This is a genomic window from Halopolyspora algeriensis (genome assembly GCF_003337235.1).
GTDB classification, from domain to species: domain Bacteria; phylum Actinomycetota; class Actinomycetes; order Mycobacteriales; family Pseudonocardiaceae; genus Haloactinomyces; species Haloactinomyces algeriensis.
This window is the reverse complement of the sequence record NZ_QPJC01000013.1, coordinates 33,185-51,508: the sequence shown is the minus strand read 5'-3', so window position 1 is coordinate 51,508 and position 18,324 is coordinate 33,185. Positions and strand designations below refer to the sequence as shown.

The window sequence follows — 18,324 nt, the reverse complement described above, 5'->3', positions numbered from 1 at the left end:
GTCATACCTCCGGCCGGAAGGACAGAGCGGCTGCATCTTCCTGAGCGTCGTACTGGCGCATCGCCGCGTCCAGGTTCTCGATCATCGCTTCGATGTTCGCCTTGTCCCGATGGTTCGACGCACGGTAATTGCTGACCAATTCCGGGCCCATCGTCTGCACAGCCTGCTTGCTGTACGGATCGCCGCCCGGCGGGATGATGCGATCGTGTTTGAGCGCCTCTTGCTCGGCCTCGTCCAGCGCCATGAGCGCCCGCTGGAAGTCGGCGATGGCTTCGGGGATCTGCTCGCGCTCGATCCGGTACCCGACGCTGGTGGCCACGCCGGAAGCGAGAGCGCGCTCCGCCTCGGCGGGTCTGACGATGCTGCCGTCACCGGACATGGCCATCGACGCGTTGACGAATGCCACGGAACCTCCCTGCCGCTGCCGACTCCGCCTGGGCACTCCCGTGGCGCAGTTTGCCAGACGGGCACTCCGGCATGGGCCGGTTCACCGATTCCCTCGCACGAACACCTCAGCCGCCGTAGCGTCCGTCCTTCAACCGGGACAAGAACGACCGCCACCGCGACGCCGACACACCGAGACACTCCCTTCTGTCTCGGGCAGAGAAGGATGTGCTGGTGAGCGTGCAGTTTGGTGCAACCGTGTGGTCAGTGGCGTGATCGTGCCCGCGGCCTGCATTGCTGAGGCATGCTGCGCGGGTGGAGACCAACCGTACTCGTCCTGTCGGCGATCGCCTCGTCGATCAGCTGGCTGGCCGAGGCGGGAGCAACCCGGCGCAGGAGCCGAGAAAGCGGGTGTGCGATGGAACCGAGTCGGACCACTGAAGGCAGGACTCAAACGATCCGGTACGTGGTGTTCGCTGTGGTGGTCGGAGTGATCACGTGGGTCTCGGTGCCCTTTGGGTACGGACCGTTGTTGGTCGGACTCGTCTTGCTCGGCGCCGGGATGTGGGCCAGGCGCCGTGATCCGGGGCTGGCCCGGATGGCGCAAATCCTGGGAGTGGTCATCACCGCGCTCGGTCTGTTGATCCTGGCCGGCCTGACCACAACCACCAGCAGCGGCAGTGACGGTCCCAGCAGCCCGCCACAGGTTCCCCGACATCGCTAGCCGGTACTGCCGCCGTAGCGTCCGTCCTTCAACCGGGACAAGAACGACCGCCACCGCGGTGCCGACACACCGAGGTGACCACCGGCCCGGTCCTTCGAGTCCCGCACCAGCACCGCATCCCGCGTCACCGCCACCTCGACGCAGTTCCCGTTGGTCCCACTACGGCTGCTCTTGCGCCACATCAAGCTACTCATGCGCCAGTTCCTCCTTGATCCCCTCGATCAGTCGTGAAGATCGCCGGTCATCAAGAACACAGCGGTCGAGTTCATCGATGCCTTCGGCGAACGGCTCGACATCCCGAGCGCGGGTCAGCACAAGCCCGGACCTACGGGCCTCTATGTACACGTGAGGCTCCCGCTCCGGGAAGTTCAGCAGCACAAAAGAACCGTCCAATCCCGCATGCATTCCCGCCGTAGCCGGGATGATGTGGACCGACACGTTCGGCATGGTCGTCACACGAAGCAAGTGGTCAAGCTGCTCGTACATGACAGCCTTCCCACCAACTCGACGCCGCAGAACGAATTCGTCGACGATCAGGCGCAGGCTCGGTGCTTCCGGCTTGGTCAGCAAAGCCTGCCTTGCCATCCGCGTCGCGACCATCCACTCGGCTTCGGGCATACCTCCCATGACGGCCCGCATGTACTGGGCTGTCTGTACGAGTCCGGGCACAAGCGTCACGGACACGTCGGTGATTACCGACGCTTCACCTTCCAAGGCGATCAGGCTCGTGACCTGATCCGCTGTCGCGGGGCCGGTTGCGAGCCACGAACTACTCCCGTCCCCACCTCGTGCCCGTTCGATCAAGCGCTCGCGCTGCCTTCCTGTCACACCGTAGAGCGCACACAGGGCAATGACCTCTTCGAGTGCCGCGTTCCTGGTGCCGGCCTCGGTGCGATTGACCGCCATCCGCGAGATGCCGAGCTTTTCTGCCACCGATCGGGTGGACATGCCACTTTTTTCCCGCAGAGTACGCAGATCAGCACCCAGCCCCAACTGACGCACCTTGTTCGCCCCGTCCACGCTTGACCTCCGACGATCGTGCCCAGTCTGTCACACCTTCCGTGACAATTCGGGCTTTTCGACCAGTTGGATCAGCAATGTCCCATATTGCTGTGACAGTCACACTACTTCTAGCTTCGGTTCACCTGATCGTTTGCACTGGGCAGGAGGCCGATGATGTTCCCGAACCCGTTCCTCGGTGACCGCATCGACGTCTACTGGATCGTCGGGCTGAGCACGGATATCCGCCATGCCACCGACATTCTTCCGGGAGCCCGCCCGTCCGGGGACTGGGTGCCGACGCTGTGCGAGAGGTGGATCCGACTCCCCTTCCCCACCGTTGCGGGCAGACGACCGGCGACCGAGGAGATCCTCGATCAGTGTCCACAGTGCCTGGAAATCGCCGAGGCGCGTGAGTGTTTCGGCGTGCTGTGGGACTTCTGAGAAATGCGACCGTGCTCTCCGAGGAGGCCGCCGACTCCGATCCGCGGAGTGAACGCCAACTTTCGCTCGGATAGAAGCAACGAAAGTTGGCGTTCACTCACATCAGCTTGCGGGGGCGGGGGCGGCCACCAGGGATTCGACGAGCTTGGTGCACCAGTCCAGCAGTGCTTCGTCGCGCAGCTGTGGCGCACCGATCCGGCCGCCCGCCGCGCCCTCGGTCGGACGCGGGACCGACACGGTGCGCACCGCCGCCTTGTACACCGCCTTCGGGTACAGGCGCTTGAGCCGCACCTGCGCCGACTCCGACAGCTCCACCGGCGCCACCCGCAACGACGAGCCCTGCAGGGTGACCTCGGTGACCCCGTGCGCGCGACAGACCTGCCGGAACATCGCGACCTTGAGCAGCCGCTCCACGGGTTCGGGCACCGGGCCGTAACGGTCGGCCAGCTCCGTGCGCACCGCATCCAGCGCGGACGAGTCCGCCGCGGCGGCGATCTTGCGGTAGGCCTCCAGCCGCAGCCGCTCACCCGGCACGTAGTCGTGCGGGATGTGGGCGTCCACCGGCAGGTCCACCCGCACCTCGGCGAGTTCCTCCTCGCCCGAATCGTCGGCCCCGGCGTGCTCGCGGAAGGCCTGCACGGCCTCCCCCACCAGCCGCATGTACAGGTCGAACCCGACCCCCGCGATGTGCCCGGACTGCTCGGCACCGAGGATGTTGCCCGCGCCGCGGATCTCCAGGTCCTTCATCGCCACCGCCATCCCGGCGCCGAGCTCGGAGTTCTGCGCGATCGTGGCCAGCCGGTCGTGCGCGGTGTCGGTCAACGGCTTCTCCGGCGGGTACAGGAAGTAGGCGTAGCCGCGCTCGCGGGCCCGCCCGACGCGCCCGCGCAGCTGGTGCAGCTGCGCCAGGCCGAGCGTGTCCGAGCGTTCCACGATCAGCGTGTTGGCGTTGGAGATGTCCAGACCGGTCTCCACGATCGTGGTGCACACCAGCACATCGTGCTCGCGCTCCCAGAATCCCTGGATGATCTTTTCCAGCCGGTCCTCGTTCATCTGCCCGTGGGCGGTGACGATTCGCGCCTCCGGCACGAGCTCCCGCAGGTGCCGGGCCGCCTTCTCGATGCTCTGCACCCGGTTGTGCACGAAGAAGACCTGACCGTCGCGCAGCAGCTCCCGCCGGATCGCCGCGGCCACCTGCTTCTCGTCGTAGGCGCCTACGTAGGTCAGCACGGGGTGGCGCTCCTCGGGCGGGGTGAGGATGGTCGACATCTCGCGGATACCGGCCATGCTCATCTCCAACGTCCTGGGGATCGGCGTGGCCGACATGGTCAGCACGTCGACGTGGGTGCGCAGCGACTTGATGTGTTCCTTGTGCTCGACACCGAAGCGCTGCTCCTCGTCGACGATCACCAGACCCAGGTCCTTGTAGCGGATCCCGGTCTGCAGCAGCCGGTGCGTGCCGATGACGATGTCGACCTCGCCGCTGGCCAGGCCGTTGACGGTCTGCTCCGCCTCGTGCGGGTCGGTGAACCGCGAAAGCCCCTTGATGGTCACCGGGAAGGAGTGCATCCGGTCGGTGAAGGTGTTGAGGTGCTGCTGGGCCAGCAGCGTCGTCGGCACCAGGACCGCGACCTGCTTGCCCTCCTGCACCGCCTTGAAGGCGGCACGTACGGCGATCTCGGTCTTGCCGTAGCCGACGTCGCCGGAGACGACCCGGTCCATCGGCACCGGGCTCTGCATGTCGGCCTTGGCTTCCTCGATCGCGGCCAGCTGGTCGCCGGTCTCGGTGTAGGGGAAGGCGTCCTCGAGCTCGCGCTGCCACGGGGTGTCCGCGCTGAACGCGTGGCCGGGCGAGGACTGGCGGGCGGCGTAGAGCTGGACGAGTTCGGAGGCGATCTCCTTGACCGCCTTGCGCGCCTTGGCCTTGGTGTTCTTCCAGTCCGAGCCGCCGAGCTTGTTCAGCGTGGGCAGCTCGCCGCCGACATAGCGGGACACCTCGTCGAGCTGGTCGGTCGGCACGAACAGGCGATCGCCGGGCTGGCCGCGCTTGCGCGAGGCGTACTCCAGAACCAGGTATTCCCGAGTGGCGTCGCCGACGGTGCGCTGCACCATCTCGACGTACTTGCCGATGCCGTGCTGCTCGTGCACCACGTGATCGCCCGGCTTGAGCGCGAGCGGGTCGACGCTGTTGCGGCGCCGCGACGGCATCCTGCGCATGTCCTTGGTGGACGTCCCGCCGCGACCACCGGTCAGGTCGGTCTCGGTGAGTACCACGAGTCCCACGTCCGGGGCGGAAAATCCGTCCTCCATCCCGCCGCGCACCACGGTGACCACGCCGGGCTCCGGCTCCGCCGCAAGCCCGCCCTCGACGTGCTTGGCGGGCAGCTCGGCCTCGCGGAGCTGCTGCACGGCGCGCTGGGCGGTGCCTGCACCGGGCACGACGATCACCGAAGCACCGCCGCCTGCGGTGTGGGTGCGCAGGTCGGTGAAGGCGCGGTCCAGCTCACCGCGGTAGGCCTCCACCGGTTTGAGCGCGAGGCGGACCACCTCGTCGTCGGTGTCCTCCACGTCGGCGTCGCTGCTGAGCTGGGTCAGCGTCCACCACGGCACCCCGAGCTCACGCGTGTACTCGGCGACCTCGCCCAGTCCCCGGTAGGCCGACGCGCCGAGATCGATCGGAGCCTGACCGCCTTCGGCCGCGACCATCCAGGAGGCCTCCAGGAACTCCTGCCCGGTGCGCACGAGATCGGCGGCCCTGGCCCGCACCTTCTCCGGATCGGCCAGCACCACGTGCGTTCCGGCGGGCACCAGGTCGGTCAGCAGCTGCATCTCCCCGGCACACAACGCCGGGATCAGCGCCTCCATCCCGTCCACCGGCGCACCGGCGGCGATCTTGCCCAGCATCTCGCCGAGATTCGGGTCCGAGGAGTGCCGCTCGGCCAGCTCGGCCGCGCGTTGCTGCACATCGGGTGTGATCAGCAGCTCCCGGCACGGCGGGGCGAACAGCTCGGCAGCCTCCTCACCGGAGCCGTCCGACAGCGAGCGCTGATCGGCCACGGAGAACGGGCGGATCTCGGTGACCTCGTCACCCCAGAACTCCACCCGCAGCGGATGCTCCTCGGTGGGCGGGAACACGTCGACGATGCCGCCGCGCACGGCGAACTCGCCGCGCTTTTCCACCATGTCGACCCGCTCGTAGGCCAGCCCGGCCAGGCGCCCGACCAGCTCTTCGAAGTCGTGCTCGGTGCCGAGGCGCAACCGCACCGGGCGCAGCTCGCCCAGGCCGGGCGCGATCGGCTGGATCAGGCTGCGCACCGTGGTGATCAGCACCCGGATCGGGCCGCGCGCGTCCTCCTCGGGATGGGCCAGACGGCGCAGCACCGCCAGCCGCTTGCCGACGGTGTCGGCGCGCGGCGAGAGCCGCTCGTGCGGCAGCGTCTCCCACGACGGCAGGACCGCGACCCCGTCCGCGCCGAGCAGGCCCGACAGGGCCGCCGCGGACTCGTCGACCTCCCTGTCGGTCGCCGTGACCAGCAATACCGGGCGGTCCGTTCCCCCCGCGCGGCTTCCGGCGGCCAGGGACGCGGCCACCAGCGGGCGTGCCGCGGCGGGCCCCTCCAGGGTCAGACGAGAACGATCGGTCGCCTCGACGACCTGCCGCACGGCCGGATCCCGCAACAGCGTTTCGAGCAGTCCCGCCAGGGGACCGGCCGACGGGGAATCGACCGACTGGGGGCCGGCCTGGGTCATGGAGTACCTCGCACCGCGACGGAGAACACAAACCTCCTCCACCGGATGAACGGCTCGGGACACTCGCCACAGGAGCCACGGTGAGGAGGGGACGCATCCAGCTTACGACTCCCGGTCGGCGGCATGCCTCCGCCCCGCGTCGTGCTCCGGTCGCCTGCCGCACCGCGGATCCCGCGAAACCCGTGCCCGATATGACCACGGCTTCCGCTTGGAAGTGGATACTGTGCGCATGGCCACACGCCACGTCCTCTCGCGGCGCCGCGCCCTGGCCGGGTTGAGCGGCCTGCTCCTCCTGCCGGGATGCAGTGGCAACGGCGAGCAGCAGCGGGGACCACAGCCCACTCCTTCCCGGCCGGGCCTGCGGGTCGAGGTCCTCGCCGACGGGCTCGAACATCCCTGGGACATCGGCTTCCTCCCGGACGGCTCCGCTCTGATCACCCAGCGCCCCGGGCGCCTGGCCCTGCTGTCCGGGGGCCGGATGCGTCCGGTGCGGGCCGACTTCGGCGACGTGCTCGCGCGCGGCGAGGGCGGGCTGATGGGCCTGCTCGTCCATCCGGAGTTCGCCACCAACCGGCGGTTTCTGACCTGCCAGACCCACCGGGCCGGCGGGCGGGCGGTGGATGTCCGGCTCGTCACCTGGGAGCTGTCCGGCGACGGCACCCGCGCGCGACGTGTCGGCCCGCTGCTGACCGGGCTGCCGGTCAATCCGAGCGGCAGGCACTCGGGCTGCCGCCCGGCGCTCGCCGCCGACGGCAGTCTGCTGGTCACCACCGGCGACAGCGCGCGCCCCGCGGTCGCGCAGGACCTGTCCTCCCTCGGCGGCAAGGTGCTTCGGATGGACCTCGACACCGGTGCCCCGCTGCCGGGCAATCCCTTCCTCGACTCGCCGGACCCGGCAACGCGGCTGGTTCTCACCTACGGGCACCGCAACCCGCAGGGAATCGCGGTGCGCGGCAGCGGGCAGGTGCTGATCGCCGAGCACGGCCCCGACGTCGACGACGAGATCAATCTGCTGCGTCCGGGTGGCAACTACGGCTGGGACCCCTCGCGGGGCGGGACGCAGGAGTACTACGACGAGTCGGTGCCGATGACCGACCGGCAACGCTTTCCGGATGCGGTGCCCGCGGTGTGGAGCTCCGGCGGCGAGACCGAGGCGGTGTGCGACGCGACGTTTCTGACCGGCTCACACTGGAGCCCGCTCGACGGGGTGCTGGCGGTCACCGCGCTCAAGGGCAGCAAGGTGCTGCTGTTCCGGCTGAGCGAGGACGGCAGGCGCGTACGCAGCGCCTCGGTGCCCGGAGAGCTCGACGGCACCCACGGCCGCCTGCGCGCCGCCACGCAGGGCCCCGACGGCGCGCTGTACGTCTCGACCTCGAACGGCACCGACGACAGGATCCTGCGCGTCTCCCCTGCATAAGAGGATGCGCGGATTGGCTCGCTTGGCGATGCCGGTGGCGGAACCTCAGGCTGCGCCTCGCTACAGGAGCCGGCGGCTGTCACTGGCGTGATCGTGGCTCGGACTGGTCGGTGTGCAGGGCCTCGTCGAGGGCCTGGAGCGCGCCGGATGCGTCCTCGAGGGCCGCGACCTGCTCGTGGCCGAAGTCCCGAACCAACGGCACCATCATCGGCGTTCGCGACTGCGGGTCGGGCACGATCTCGCACCGGAGCCCGAAGACGTCCTCCACCAGTTCGGCGGTGAGGATCTCCCCGGGCGGCCCCTCGGCGACGATCCGCCCCTCTTTCATCATGACGAGGTGGCCGGCGAACCGGGCGGCCTGGTTGAGGTCGTGGAGCACCGCGACCACCGTTCGACCGTCGCGTTGCAGTGTCGCGCACAACTCGAGCAACTCGTATTGATGCGCGATGTCGAGGAAGGTCGTCGGCTCGTCGAGCAACAGGGTGGGCGCCTGCTGTGCCAGCACCATCGCGACCCACACTCGCCGGCGCTGGCCGCCCGACAGCTCGGTGACATACCGCTGCGACAGCTCGGCGGTCCCCGTCAGTGCGAGTGCGGTATCGATGGCGTCCTGGTCGTCGGGTGTCCACTGACGCCACAGCGAGTGGTAGGGGTAGCGTCCGCGCCCGACCAGGTCGCCCACGCGAATCGCATCGGGGGCGACCGGGCTCTGTGGCAGCAGTGCGACGCGGCGCGCGACCTGCTTGCTGCCGTAGGAACGGATCGGGCGATCGTCGAGAAGCACCTGCCCACGCGTCGGGGTCAGGATGCGCGCCAGCGATTTGAGCAGCGTCGACTTGCCGCAACCGTTCGGCCCGATGATCGCGGTGAACTCGCCGTCCGGGATGTCGACGGAGAGACCGTCGCAGACCACGCGGCCGTCATAAGCGAGAGTGACATCGCGAGCGGCCAGACTGCCGGTGATGCCGTTCGCAGGGGCAGTGCCGCTGCGAACAGGGGCAACACCGTGGACAGGGGCATAGCCGTGGGTTCGAAGGGAGCTTCGCGGACTCACACCGTTCCTTTCTTCCATTCGCGGACGAGCAGGTAACCGAGGTACAGACCTCCGATCCCGGCGGTGAGAACGCCGACGGGAAGGTCCTCGACGACCGGAACCTGCTGCGCGCAGAGGTCGGCAGCGGCGAGAATGAACGCCCCGGTGAGCGCCGAGAGAACGACGTTGGCACCGGGGGTGCGCGACAGCCGCTTGGTGATCTGGGGAGCGGTCAGGGACACGAAGGCGATGGGCCCGGCCACGCTCACCGCGGCGGCGGACAGTGCGATCGCCACGACGATCGACCACACCCGGGTCTGCTCGGCCTTCCCGCCGAGTGCGTCGGCCAGCTCATCACCCATCTCGATCAGATGCAGGCGCCGACCCAGCGCGATGGCGGCAGGCAGCAGGACGGCGAGCGCGCCTCCGATGACGGCCGCGTTCTGCCAGGAGCGCGCCGACAGACTGCCGGTGAGATAGGCGTGGAGAACCGCGGCCTGGTCGCGTGATTGCAGCATCACCACGTATTGCGTGAAGGCGACCGCCATGGCGGAGACGCCGATACCGGCGATGATCAGGCGACTGGGCGAGGAGAAGCCGCGCCCGGTGGAGACGAAGACGACCACCGTGGCTCCGGCGGCACCGAGCATCGCGCCCGCCGGTACGGAGACCGCACCCGGCAGCAGCAGACTTGCCGCTGCCGCACCCGCACCGGCACCGGCGGTGAGGCCGATGACGTCCGGGCTGCCCAACGGGTTGCGCGTGACCGTCTGGAACAGCGCACCGGAAATGCCGAGAGCGGCACCGGTGGCCACGGCCACGACGAAGCGGGGGCCGCGAAGACGTTTCAGTACGAAGCCCTCGCTGCCGCCGGGAATGTCGATCAGCGCGGCGGGCAGGCGCTCCGGAGCAATGCCGAGCCCGCCCAGCGTCAGCGTGGCGATGCCGACGGCGACGAGCGCAGCGACGACCGCAAGCCCCTGGACGAGGGCGCGGCGGCGGACCGGGACGGCAAGCGAGGTACCGACGCGCACGATCCGGCTACCGGAGGTGTGCATCAGGTACCTGCCCGCATGCGGCGCACTGCCAGCAGCAGTGCGGGCGCACCGACGAACGCGGTCACGACGCCGACCATGATCTCCTGCGGCCGCGCGATGACGCGCCCGAGGACATCCGCCGTCAGCAGCAGGACGGGACCGAGAACCAGGCCGAGGGGAACCTGCCACCGATGATCGTTGCCGACGAGCGCGCGCACGATGTGCGGGACGGCGAGCCCGATGAACGCGATCGGCCCTGCCGAGGCGGTCGCTGCCGCACACAGCAGAGTCGCGGAGAGCATTCCGCCGATACGGATGGCGGTGGTGTTGGCGCCCAGGGTCGCGGCGGTGGTGTCTCCGAGAGCCAGGGCGTTCAGCGGTGCGGCCATCAGCACGGCGAGCACGAGTCCCGCCACGGCGAACGGCAGCACACCGAGCAGCGTGTCCGTGTCTCCCCCGGCGAGCGAGCCGACGACCCAGTACCGATAACTACCGAAAACATCGGGGAGGCTGAGGGTCATGGCCTGGATGTAGGCGCTCAGTACGGCACTGACGACGGCCCCGGCGAGCACCAGGCGCACCGGCGTGGCGCCGCCGCGGCCCGACCCGATCAGGGAGACCACGCCGACGGCGAGGAAGGCGCCGGGCAGAGCCGCCCAGATGGTGGCGTGGCCGCCGAGGCCGAAAAACGCCGTCGCGGTGACCACGCTTGCCGACGCGCCGATGTTGACTCCCAGCAGGCCGGGGTCTCCGAGCGGATTGCGGGTGATGCCCTGCACGAGGACACCGGACAGCGCCAGGCACGCGCCGACGAGCAGTCCCTGCAGGGTGCGCGGTATCCGGCTTTCGACGACGGTGCGCGTGTACGCGTCTCCGCCACCGGAGAGGGCGGCGATGACCTCGGGCAGCGGGATGGGGTTGCTGCCCAGCGCGAGGCCGGCGAGAACGGCGGCGCCGAGCAGCAGGACGCTGCCCACCAGCACGAGCACACGCCTCCGGGAAGGGGGTTCCTCGTCCCCGGCACGCCCTTCGGGAGGGCTGCTTGCGTCATGCTCCCCGGCACGGATGCGCGTTGCCGACATGCTACCGAGCACGCTCGATCGCCTTGTTGATGAGCGGGACGTAGCGGTCGATGGCCCACGGCACCGTCAGCGGATTGATGATCGACGAGGCGGTCACGAACGAGTGATCACGGGCGGCCACCACCGAACCGCGCTCGACAGCGGGAATCTGCGCGTACAACGGCTGGGATTCGACCTGCCTGCGGGTCTTTTCGTCCATGTGGAACGTGAACATCAGGTCCGCGTTGCCGATGGTGTCGGCGTTTTCGAGACCGAGGACGGAAGAAGCGGTTCCCTCAGCTTCCGGCAGGGTCTTGACCACGGGATCGAGCTTCAGTCCCATCTTGGTGAGCATGGCGACGCGCTGCTCCTCGGGCAGGAAGACACCGAGTGTTCCGGGACCGGTGGTGTAGGTGTAGACGAAGGTGTTCTCACCGAATTGCGGGTTTTCCTCGGTGACCTCGGCGAATCTGGCATTGATCCGATCGATCGCCGCCTCGGCTTTCCGCGGCTTGCCGAGAGCCTTGCCGATGGTGCGGATCTGCTCGTCCCATGCAATGGTCCACGGCAGTTCGGGATAGGCGACGGTGGGGGCGATGTCGCTGAGGATGTCGAATTGATTCCGGGTGATACCGGACCAGGGTGCGAGAATCACATCGGGATCGAGTCCGACGAGGGCTTCGACATCGAGTTCGGTGCCGCCGGTGAACTGCTCGGGCAGTGTGCCCCCGGCCTCGGTGACGGCTTCGTGGATCCACGGCAGGTACCCGGTTTCGTCGCTACCCCAGGGGTATTCCTCCATGCCGACGGGGATGACTCCGAGCGCGATGGAGGTTCCCGCGGAACCGGTCCCGAGGGTGACGACGCGTTCGGGTTGTTCCTCGATCACGGCCTTGCCCAGTGCGCTGTCGATCGTGACCGGGAACTTGCCACTCGCCGCGCTGTCGCCGCCGTCGCGGGCAGCTGCGTTCTCGGACGAGCCGCAGCCGGTCAGTGCCGCCAGCGCGACCGCGATGCTCGTGATCAGCGTCGTTGTACGTCCGACGCGCCGCATGGGGTATCGCACGAGATTCCTCTCATCTCATGATGACCGGCTGCAGGAGAACCGGTACCAAGAAACCGGTCGAAGGGTGTGGGTGACGAGGGCGGCTCCACGGACGAACCCGGCCCTCGACAGGCGTGGTGCTACGCCCCGGAACTGCCCGCCCGCCAGTAGCCCATGAAGGCGACCCGGCGGCGGTCCCAGCCGCGCTCCCGCACCAGGTGGCGGCGCAGCGTGGTGATCGCATGCGCCTCACCGGCCAGCCAGGCGAACATCCCGTCGCCCGGCTCGCTGCCCGGTGTCTCCCACAGGGGGCCGGCCCCGAGGTCCCGGGCGCCGAGAGCGTCGAGATCGGCGCGGTCGAATCCTGCCTCGGACATCGTGCGGCGCGATTCGACGGAGAGGCCCGTGGTGACGGCGGAGATCAGGCGCTTGCCGTGGTTGTCCTCGGGCTCTCCGATCTCGGTGCGGGGCAGCCAGGTGATGTCGACGCCGCGGGGCGCAGGCAACGGCAGTACGTCACCGGCCGCAGGCACCTCGATGAACGCCTGCCCGCACACGTGCGCGGGCAGTGCGGCGAGAATGGAGCTGATCGCGGGCACGGCGGTCTCGTCGCCGGCCAGCAGCACGGTCGTTGCCCCGCCGGGTTTCCACTCGACCCCGACGCGTGCCGAGTCGCCGCGCCGGTCCGGGCCGACGAGAACGCAGCTGTCCCCTGTCCGGACGCGGTTCACCCAGGCGGAGGCGACGCCGGTCTCCCCGTGGGACACGAAATCGACGTCCACCTCACCGAGCTCGGGGCGGGCGGCCCGGATGGTGTAGGTGCGCAGCGGGTTCCGGAGTTCCTCGGGGAGCCCGCGCCACCGGGCGTACCAGTCCTCGGTGCGCGGAAAGTGTCCGAAGGGGTCCTCGTCGTCGCCGAGCTGTGCCGCACTGTTCGCCGACAGCGGCAGCACCACCTTGATGCGCTGGTCAAGTCCGGTGTCACCGAAGAGGTCGAGATCGTGCCCGGTGAACGTCAGCCGGATAAAGTGGGGGCTGAGGCGGGTGATGCGGCTGACCGTCACATCGAACGCCCGGTAGGCGGGAACAGGCGCAGTGCGTGTCGCTGCCTGCGGATACGTCGCTGTCATCACCGCCGCCCCGTTCCGGCCGGGAGGGCGGCCCGCTTCGACGACCCGGTCGGTACTCCGGGATCCACGGCGCGGTCGCGCATCATCCGCCTCCTGGGAAGTCGGGGGCACCACGTCGGCGGACGCGATGACGTTGCAGTTAGGTAAGCATAACCTCAGTGGGTAAAGCAAGCCTAACCTTCTCGTCCACGCGCAGCGACTCGGAGAGCGCGACCACGTCCACCCAGAAGATCTCTCACCCGGAAGGGCGATCATCATCACTTTCACCCCGCACGGAGTTGTGACGCCGGAGTGCGCGATCTACGGTGTTATTACTGACGAGTAACTTATATGCTCGACGATCACCATCGGGAAGGAACGCCGCCGCTCATGAACATGTTCGTGCGCCTCGTCGTGCTCGGCATCAGAGCCCGCCTGCGCAGCCGCGTCGATCCGCTCGGCACCTGCCGGACGCCGTTTCGCGTGCTGCCCACCGACCTCGACCTGCTGGGTCACATGAACAACGGCGTCTACTTCTCGATCTTCGACCTCGCCCGGGTCGATCTGATGCAGCGCTCCGGGCTGCTGCCGAAGTTCCGCAAGCAGGGGTGGTATCCGGTCGTCACCGCCGAGACCGCCTCGTTCCGGCGATCGCTGAACCCCTTCCGGCGTTTCGACGTGGACACCCGCATCGTCGGCTGGGACGAGCGGCACCTCTATGTGGAGCACCGGGTCACCACCGGCGGCAATCTCGCCACCACCGCGATGATTCAGGTTCGGTTCCTGTCCCGTTCCGGCGAGCGCATCGCCCCCGAGCGGCTGATCGGCCTACTGGACGAATCCCCGCAGCGGCCGGAACTGCCGGGCTGGGTCGCCGAGTGGAGCGCGGCCGGTTACGACCACAGCCGGGAACTCGCCACCACGCAATAGCGACCGGCTCACTTCACCGTGCGACGGATAGTGACCACCACATCCGCACCGTCGTGCCGACCGAGCCTGCGACGACCTCGGACTCGTCGGCCAAGCGGCGGATCAGCGGCAAGCCGCGACCATTCCGCATGTCGGGTCGAGCAGGAGGAACGGTCCACTCGCCCCGGTCGGCCACGGTCACTCGCACTCGGTTCTCGGCGGGTAGGCACACCGCGGTCAGGTCGAGGACACCGTCCCCGTCGGTGTAAGCGTGCTCGACCACATTGGCCATGGCTTCATAGCTGGACAGACCGAGCGCTTCGACGTTGTCGGCGCTCAAGCCCGCCTGCGTTGCCCAGTCCATCAGAGCGCGCCGCAATGCCGGTAACCGATCGGCACTGGCCGGTACCGCGTGGTAACCCAACTCCGCGGTTGAGGTCTCAAGGGACTCGCGGCCGCCGCCGCGCGACCGGGCTTGATCGGCTCGGTCGGTGTCCATGCCGAATCGCTCACCTAACGTCCGTGTCGGACCCCTCGTGCCGTGTGGACCTACAGCAGCGCCCCGGTCCACCTCCGTCGACGACGTCCGGCAGTTCAGGCCCGGCCTGCTACGGCCTCCGCCGTGGAAGGATACACCGGGAATTCACCGTCCAAACCCATCAGCTGAATCGGCCGCAGCGTCGCCGCTCCATCGGCAACGACGCGGAAACGGGTGTGTTCACCCGCATACTGGTGCATGCCCACCAGCACAGCGAGCCCCGCCGAGGACAGGAAGGTGACTCCGGTGATGTCGAGCACGAGGGCCTCGGGGCGGGTGTCCAGCGCGCGCGTCAGCTCCTGCTCCAGCTGTGGCGATGTGACCAGGTCGATCTCACCGGACACCTTCACCACGAGAGTTCGCTCGTCCCCCTCGGTGATCACGCCCATGGATTCGTCGGGCTCACGAGAGTGCGCAGAGGCGGTCATGCTTCCATACTGGCCGGTCGATAACTTTTTGGCAAAGATCCTGGTGTGGTTTCCGTCACCAGTGTGAACTCCGCGGCGTGCGCGAAGCGGTCGAGCGCTCCACCGCGAATCCCGCCGTACCGAGCCGGTACGGTACACGGTCACGGCGAGGCCTTCGGTGGAAGTGTCACAGCTATGCTTTGGCCATGTCGAATTCGGTCGACTCGGTGGGCAGCGCCGAGGAGCGTTTGCAGCAGATCACGAGAGTGACCGACACCGCGCTCGCTCATCTCGACTTCGAGGCACTTCTCCACGAGCTGCTGGAGCGGGTGCGGGGACTGCTGGGAGTCGACACGGCCGCGGTCCTGCTCCACGACGACCAGCGTCAACAGTTGGTCGCCACCGCCGCGGCCGGCATCGAGGAGGAGGTCCGCCAGGGCATCCACATTCCGGTCGGAAAAGGCTTCGCCGGGACCGTCGCGGAGCGGAAACAACCGCTCGTGCTGGACCACGTCGACAGCACCACGGTGATCAACCCCTTGTTCTGGGAAAAAGGCGTCAGTTCGCTGCTCGGCGTACCGATGCTGGCCAACGGGGCTCTTGTCGGCGTGCTGCACGTGGGCGCGTTCGCGGCTCGCCGCTTCACCGAGCACGACACGCACCTGCTCCAGCTCGTCGCCGACCGGATCGCCCTGGCCACCGAAGCCAGCACGTCCCGGACGGAGCGGGCCGCCGCCGCGGCACTGCACCGCAGCCTCCTGCCCGCCCAGCTCCCCGAGGTATCCGGGACCACACTCGCCGCCCGCTACGTCCCCGGGGACGGCACCGGTGTCGGCGGCGACTGGTACGACGTGTTCACGCTCCCCACCGGCCGGATCGGCATCGTGATCGGCGACGTGGTGGGCCAAGGGCTTTCCGCCGCCGTCGTGATGGGCCGGCTGCGCAGTGCTCTGCGGGCCTACGCTCTGGAGACCGAGGACCCGGGCCGGACGCTCGACAAACTCGACCGGAAGGTCACTCACTTCGAGGCCCATGCGATGGCCACCGTTGCCTACGCGATCTTCGAGCCCTCGACGAACCAACTGCGACTCTCGCTGGCCGGACATCCCGCGCCGGTACGGGCCCTTCCCGCTGAATCGGCCGCACTCGTCGACATCGCGGTCGACCCACCCATCGGCTTCGGGATCGCTCACCGCCCGCGCCGGACGAGTTTCCTCGAAGTGCCCCCCGGCGCGGCAGTCTGCTTCTACACCGACGGTCTGGTGGAGCGCCGGGACAGCTCCATCGATGCCGGATTGGAACGCCTGTGCAAGGCGGTGGCCGCCGCACCTGCCGAGTCCATCTGCACCTCGGTGATGAGCAAGCTCGTCGGGTCCGCCTCGGTCAACGACGACATCGCGCTGTTCGTGCTGAGCAGGCAGACCGCCGACACCGAATGAGCCGACGAACTCCGGACACCGCACCGCAACCTACCGACGGGTACGCATGCCGGGCTTGTGTTCCAGGTGCGACAACCCGTTCCAGGCCAGGTTCACCAGGTGCGCGGCAACGGCCTCCTTCTTCGGCTTGCCCGCCTCCAGCCACCACTGGCCGGTCAGGGCGACCATCCCGACCAGGGCCTGGCTGTAGAGCGGAGCGAGCTTCGGGTCGTAGCCCTTCGCGCTGAACTGCAGCCCGAAAATGTGTTCGACCTGACTGGCGATGTCGTTGAGCAGGCTGGAGAACGTGCCGCTCGTGCTGGCCACCGGCGAATCCCGCACCAGTATGCGAAAGCCGTCGGTGGAGTGGTCGATGTAGTCCAGCAACGCACACGCCGCCTGCTCCAGCAGCTCACGCGGGTGTCCGGCGGAAAGCGCCGAGACGATCAGGTCCAGCAGGGACTGCATCTCGCGGTCGACGACCACGGCGTAGATGCCCTCCTTGCCACCGAAGTGCTCGTAGACCACGGGTTTGGAGACGTCGGCGCGGTGGGCGATCTCCTCGATGGAAGTGCCGTCGAAGCCCTTCTCCGCGAACAGGGCACGCGCGACATCGAGAAGTTGCTGGCGCCGCTCCTTGCCGGTCATCCGGGCGCGTGCCGCGGAGGACGAACCCCGTGAGCCCGCGCGCCGGGCATCGGCCTCGCTACCGCCTCGCCCTCGTCGCCGTGCCGCCATGGAATTCACCTTAGGTTCCCGTGGACACCACGATGTGCCCACCTGCCGCCCTGCCGGATCCGGCACGCGCACGCCCGGGGCCGATTCGACAACCGGCGCCCGGGCGTAGCGAATCAGGAGTGGTTCTCGGTGGCCGCGATGCGTGCGAGCCGTTTCTCGTTCGGCCAGCGCACCTTCCACGCCCAGCCGATCCGCTCGAGCATCCAGATCATGCGGGCGGAGATGTCCAACTGCCCTTTTTGCACACCGTGCCGCGCGCAGGTCGGGTCGGCGTGGTGCGAGTTGTGCCAGGACTCGCCGAAGGACACGAGCGCCAGCGGCCAGAAGTTCGCCGCCTTGTCCCGGCTCTTGAACGGCCGCTCACCGATCATGTGGCAGATCGAGTTCACCGACCACGTGATGTGGTGCAGCACGGACACGCGCACCAGTCCCGCCCAGAAGAAGGCCGTGAACGCGCCCCACCAGGACCAGGTGATCAGCCCGCCCAGGATGGCCGGGAGCACGAAGCTGGCCACGGTCCACACCGGGAACAGCCGGTTCACGCGCGCCAGCACGCGGTCCTTGAGCAGATCGGGCGCGAAGCGGTCGGTGTTGGTCAGGGTGCGCTCGAACAGCCAGCCCATGTGGGCGTGCCAGAAGCCCTTGGCCAGCGCGACCGGGGAACTGCCGAACCGCCACGGCGAGTGCGGATCACCCTCGCGGTCGGAGTAGGCGTGGTGCCGCCGGTGATCGGCAACCCAGGTGATCAGGGGACCTTGCACGGCCGTCATTCCGGAGATCGCCAGAGCGACCTTCACACCCCGATTGGTCTTGAAGGAACCATGGGTGAACAGTCGGTGGAAGCCCACCGTGACACCGAGGCCGCTGGCGACGTAGAAGACCACGGCCAGGGAGATGTCCACCATGCCGAGCCCCCAACCCCAGGCGGCGGGGACCGCCGCGATCAGCGCGACGAGCGGGACCAGGACGAACAGGTATACCGACATCTGCGCGATGCGGGGCTTGGAACCCACGGTCAGCGGCTTTGGACCCGAACCGGAGCGGGCTTGGGACGCCGCGGGTTCGGCGCTCTCGGTTGCTGCAGTCATGCTCACTACCTCAACTGGATCGGGTGATGGGAACGAAAAGCGATCAGTGCAGGGCTGTCGTGGCTTGGGTCGGGAACGAACTTCTCGGAAGGCACCGCCCCGAGTGTGCGACGGTGGCGAAGTTGTGGCATCTCCAGCTTACGGTACCGTAACCTACGCAAGCGTAAGTTGTGCCGCGTTCAGCCGTCATCCCGGTGTCGAAACCGTGGTGTGGTGTTCCCGT

General features: G+C 68.4%; 18 protein-coding genes. 5 read left to right on the top strand and 13 right to left on the bottom strand.

Annotated features, from left to right (window positions below):
- Window position 1 precedes the first annotated feature (1 nt).
- On the bottom strand, window positions 2-406 hold the full coding sequence (locus DFQ14_RS17685) for a hypothetical protein (protein ID WP_114454431.1): 405 nt from the start codon (window positions 404-406) through the stop codon (window positions 2-4).
- Between the two features lie 510 nt (window positions 407-916).
- Between DFQ14_RS17685 and DFQ14_RS17680 the strand changes: the two genes are divergently transcribed.
- Complete coding sequence (locus tag DFQ14_RS17680; RefSeq protein ID WP_246195813.1) at window positions 917-1,108, top strand: hypothetical protein; 192 nt, start codon at window positions 917-919, stop codon at window positions 1,106-1,108.
- Here DFQ14_RS17680 and DFQ14_RS17675 read toward each other — a convergent pair.
- Together DFQ14_RS17675 and DFQ14_RS17670 are read right to left on the bottom strand one after the other, a co-directional pair.
- Window positions 1,105-1,302, bottom strand: coding sequence for a DUF397 domain-containing protein (locus DFQ14_RS17675; RefSeq protein ID WP_114454430.1), 198 nt, complete (start codon window positions 1,300-1,302; stop codon window positions 1,105-1,107). The genes DFQ14_RS17680 and DFQ14_RS17675 overlap by 4 nt on opposite strands.
- Window positions 1,295-2,128: a helix-turn-helix domain-containing protein gene (locus DFQ14_RS17670; protein ID WP_141921397.1), complete on the bottom strand. Its 834-nt coding sequence runs from the start codon at window positions 2,126-2,128 to the stop codon at window positions 1,295-1,297. Before DFQ14_RS17670 ends, DFQ14_RS17675 begins: the two co-directional genes overlap by 8 nt.
- A gap of 156 nt (window positions 2,129-2,284) precedes the next feature.
- Between DFQ14_RS17670 and DFQ14_RS17665 the strand changes: the two genes are divergently transcribed.
- A complete protein-coding gene (locus tag DFQ14_RS17665; protein ID WP_114454512.1) occupies window positions 2,285-2,551 on the top strand; it encodes a hypothetical protein in 267 nt (88 codons plus the stop codon).
- A 102-nt stretch (window positions 2,552-2,653) separates the two neighbouring features.
- Here DFQ14_RS17665 and mfd read toward each other — a convergent pair whose 3' ends face one another.
- Window positions 2,654-6,301 carry a transcription-repair coupling factor gene (gene mfd / locus DFQ14_RS17660; RefSeq protein ID WP_114454428.1) on the bottom strand — a complete coding sequence of 1,216 codons (3,648 nt, stop codon included), beginning with the start codon at window positions 6,299-6,301 and terminating at the stop codon, window positions 2,654-2,656.
- Between the two features lie 229 nt (window positions 6,302-6,530).
- Between mfd and DFQ14_RS17655 the strand changes: the two genes are divergently transcribed.
- Window positions 6,531-7,718 carry a PQQ-dependent sugar dehydrogenase gene (locus DFQ14_RS17655; protein WP_114454427.1) on the top strand — a complete coding sequence of 396 codons (1,188 nt, stop codon included), beginning with the start codon at window positions 6,531-6,533 and terminating at the stop codon, window positions 7,716-7,718.
- Between the two features lie 79 nt (window positions 7,719-7,797).
- Here DFQ14_RS17655 and DFQ14_RS17650 read toward each other — a convergent pair whose 3' ends face one another.
- From DFQ14_RS17650 to DFQ14_RS17630, 5 genes are all read right to left on the bottom strand, one after another.
- On the bottom strand, window positions 7,798-8,772 hold the full coding sequence (locus tag DFQ14_RS17650; RefSeq protein WP_420810191.1) for an ABC transporter ATP-binding protein: 975 nt from the start codon (window positions 8,770-8,772) through the stop codon (window positions 7,798-7,800).
- Window positions 8,769-9,809: a FecCD family ABC transporter permease gene (locus DFQ14_RS17645; RefSeq protein WP_170206397.1), complete on the bottom strand. Its 1,041-nt coding sequence runs from the start codon at window positions 9,807-9,809 to the stop codon at window positions 8,769-8,771. The genes DFQ14_RS17650 and DFQ14_RS17645 overlap by 4 nt, the downstream gene beginning before the upstream one ends.
- Window positions 9,809-10,870, bottom strand: coding sequence for a FecCD family ABC transporter permease (locus DFQ14_RS17640; RefSeq protein WP_114454425.1), 1,062 nt, complete (start codon window positions 10,868-10,870; stop codon window positions 9,809-9,811). Before DFQ14_RS17640 ends, DFQ14_RS17645 begins: the two co-directional genes overlap by 1 nt.
- A gap of 1 nt (window position 10,871) precedes the next feature.
- Window positions 10,872-11,903 carry an iron-siderophore ABC transporter substrate-binding protein gene (locus DFQ14_RS17635; protein ID WP_114454424.1) on the bottom strand — a complete coding sequence of 344 codons (1,032 nt, stop codon included), beginning with the start codon at window positions 11,901-11,903 and terminating at the stop codon, window positions 10,872-10,874.
- Window positions 11,904-12,034: 131 nt separating this feature from the next.
- Entirely contained in the window at window positions 12,035-13,024 is a 990-nt protein-coding gene (locus tag DFQ14_RS17630; protein ID WP_114454423.1) for a siderophore-interacting protein, read from the bottom strand.
- 369 nt (window positions 13,025-13,393) lie between these two features.
- Between DFQ14_RS17630 and DFQ14_RS17625 the strand changes: the two genes are divergently transcribed.
- Window positions 13,394-13,933, top strand: coding sequence for a thioesterase family protein (locus tag DFQ14_RS17625; protein ID WP_114454510.1), 540 nt, complete (start codon window positions 13,394-13,396; stop codon window positions 13,931-13,933).
- A gap of 13 nt (window positions 13,934-13,946) precedes the next feature.
- On the opposite strand, the gene DFQ14_RS17620 is transcribed toward DFQ14_RS17625, so the two are convergent.
- Together DFQ14_RS17620 and DFQ14_RS17615 are read right to left on the bottom strand one after the other, a co-directional pair.
- A complete protein-coding gene (locus tag DFQ14_RS17620) occupies window positions 13,947-14,411 on the bottom strand; it encodes an ATP-binding protein (protein ID WP_114454422.1) in 465 nt (154 codons plus the stop codon).
- 95 nt (window positions 14,412-14,506) lie between these two features.
- Window positions 14,507-14,878: an STAS domain-containing protein gene (locus tag DFQ14_RS17615; RefSeq protein ID WP_246195816.1), complete on the bottom strand. Its 372-nt coding sequence runs from the start codon at window positions 14,876-14,878 to the stop codon at window positions 14,507-14,509.
- Between the two features lie 185 nt (window positions 14,879-15,063).
- Between DFQ14_RS17615 and DFQ14_RS17610 the strand changes: the two genes are divergently transcribed.
- Window positions 15,064-16,296, top strand: a complete 1,233-nt coding sequence (locus tag DFQ14_RS17610) for a PP2C family protein-serine/threonine phosphatase (protein ID WP_114454420.1) — start codon at window positions 15,064-15,066, stop codon at window positions 16,294-16,296.
- Window positions 16,297-16,326: 30 nt separating this feature from the next.
- Here the strand turns inward: DFQ14_RS17610 and DFQ14_RS17605 are convergent, their stop codons facing one another.
- Window positions 16,327-16,923, bottom strand: a complete 597-nt coding sequence (locus DFQ14_RS17605) for a TetR/AcrR family transcriptional regulator (RefSeq protein WP_114454419.1) — start codon at window positions 16,921-16,923, stop codon at window positions 16,327-16,329.
- 203 nt (window positions 16,924-17,126) lie between these two features.
- Window positions 17,127-18,101, bottom strand: coding sequence for an acyl-CoA desaturase (locus DFQ14_RS17600; RefSeq protein WP_114454418.1), 975 nt, complete (start codon window positions 18,099-18,101; stop codon window positions 17,127-17,129).
- Between the last annotated feature and the right edge of the window lie 223 nt (window positions 18,102-18,324).

Coding starts and splice junctions, on each gene's coding strand:
- DFQ14_RS17675 (WP_114454430.1), bottom strand. CDS start 1,302: ATGAGTAGCTTGATGTGGCGCAAGAGCAGCCGTAGTGGGACCAACGGG.
- DFQ14_RS17665 (WP_114454512.1), top strand. CDS start 2,285: ATGTTCCCGAACCCGTTCCTCGGTGACCGCATCGACGTCTACTGGATC.
- mfd (WP_114454428.1), bottom strand. CDS start 6,301: ATGACCCAGGCCGGCCCCCAGTCGGTCGATTCCCCGTCGGCCGGTCCC.
- DFQ14_RS17655 (WP_114454427.1), top strand. CDS start 6,531: ATGGCCACACGCCACGTCCTCTCGCGGCGCCGCGCCCTGGCCGGGTTG.
- DFQ14_RS17645 (WP_170206397.1), bottom strand. CDS start 9,809: ATGCACACCTCCGGTAGCCGGATCGTGCGCGTCGGTACCTCGCTTGCC.
- DFQ14_RS17640 (WP_114454425.1), bottom strand. CDS start 10,870: ATGTCGGCAACGCGCATCCGTGCCGGGGAGCATGACGCAAGCAGCCCT.
- DFQ14_RS17635 (WP_114454424.1), bottom strand. CDS start 11,903: ATGCGGCGCGTCGGACGTACAACGACGCTGATCACGAGCATCGCGGTC.
- DFQ14_RS17630 (WP_114454423.1), bottom strand. CDS start 13,024: ATGACAGCGACGTATCCGCAGGCAGCGACACGCACTGCGCCTGTTCCC.
- DFQ14_RS17625 (WP_114454510.1), top strand. CDS start 13,394: ATGAACATGTTCGTGCGCCTCGTCGTGCTCGGCATCAGAGCCCGCCTG.
- DFQ14_RS17620 (WP_114454422.1), bottom strand. CDS start 14,411: ATGGACACCGACCGAGCCGATCAAGCCCGGTCGCGCGGCGGCGGCCGC.
- DFQ14_RS17615 (WP_246195816.1), bottom strand. CDS start 14,878: ATGACCGCCTCTGCGCACTCTCGTGAGCCCGACGAATCCATGGGCGTG.
- DFQ14_RS17610 (WP_114454420.1), top strand. CDS start 15,064: ATGTCGAATTCGGTCGACTCGGTGGGCAGCGCCGAGGAGCGTTTGCAG.
- DFQ14_RS17605 (WP_114454419.1), bottom strand. CDS start 16,923: ATGACCGGCAAGGAGCGGCGCCAGCAACTTCTCGATGTCGCGCGTGCC.
- DFQ14_RS17600 (WP_114454418.1), bottom strand. CDS start 18,101: ATGACTGCAGCAACCGAGAGCGCCGAACCCGCGGCGTCCCAAGCCCGC.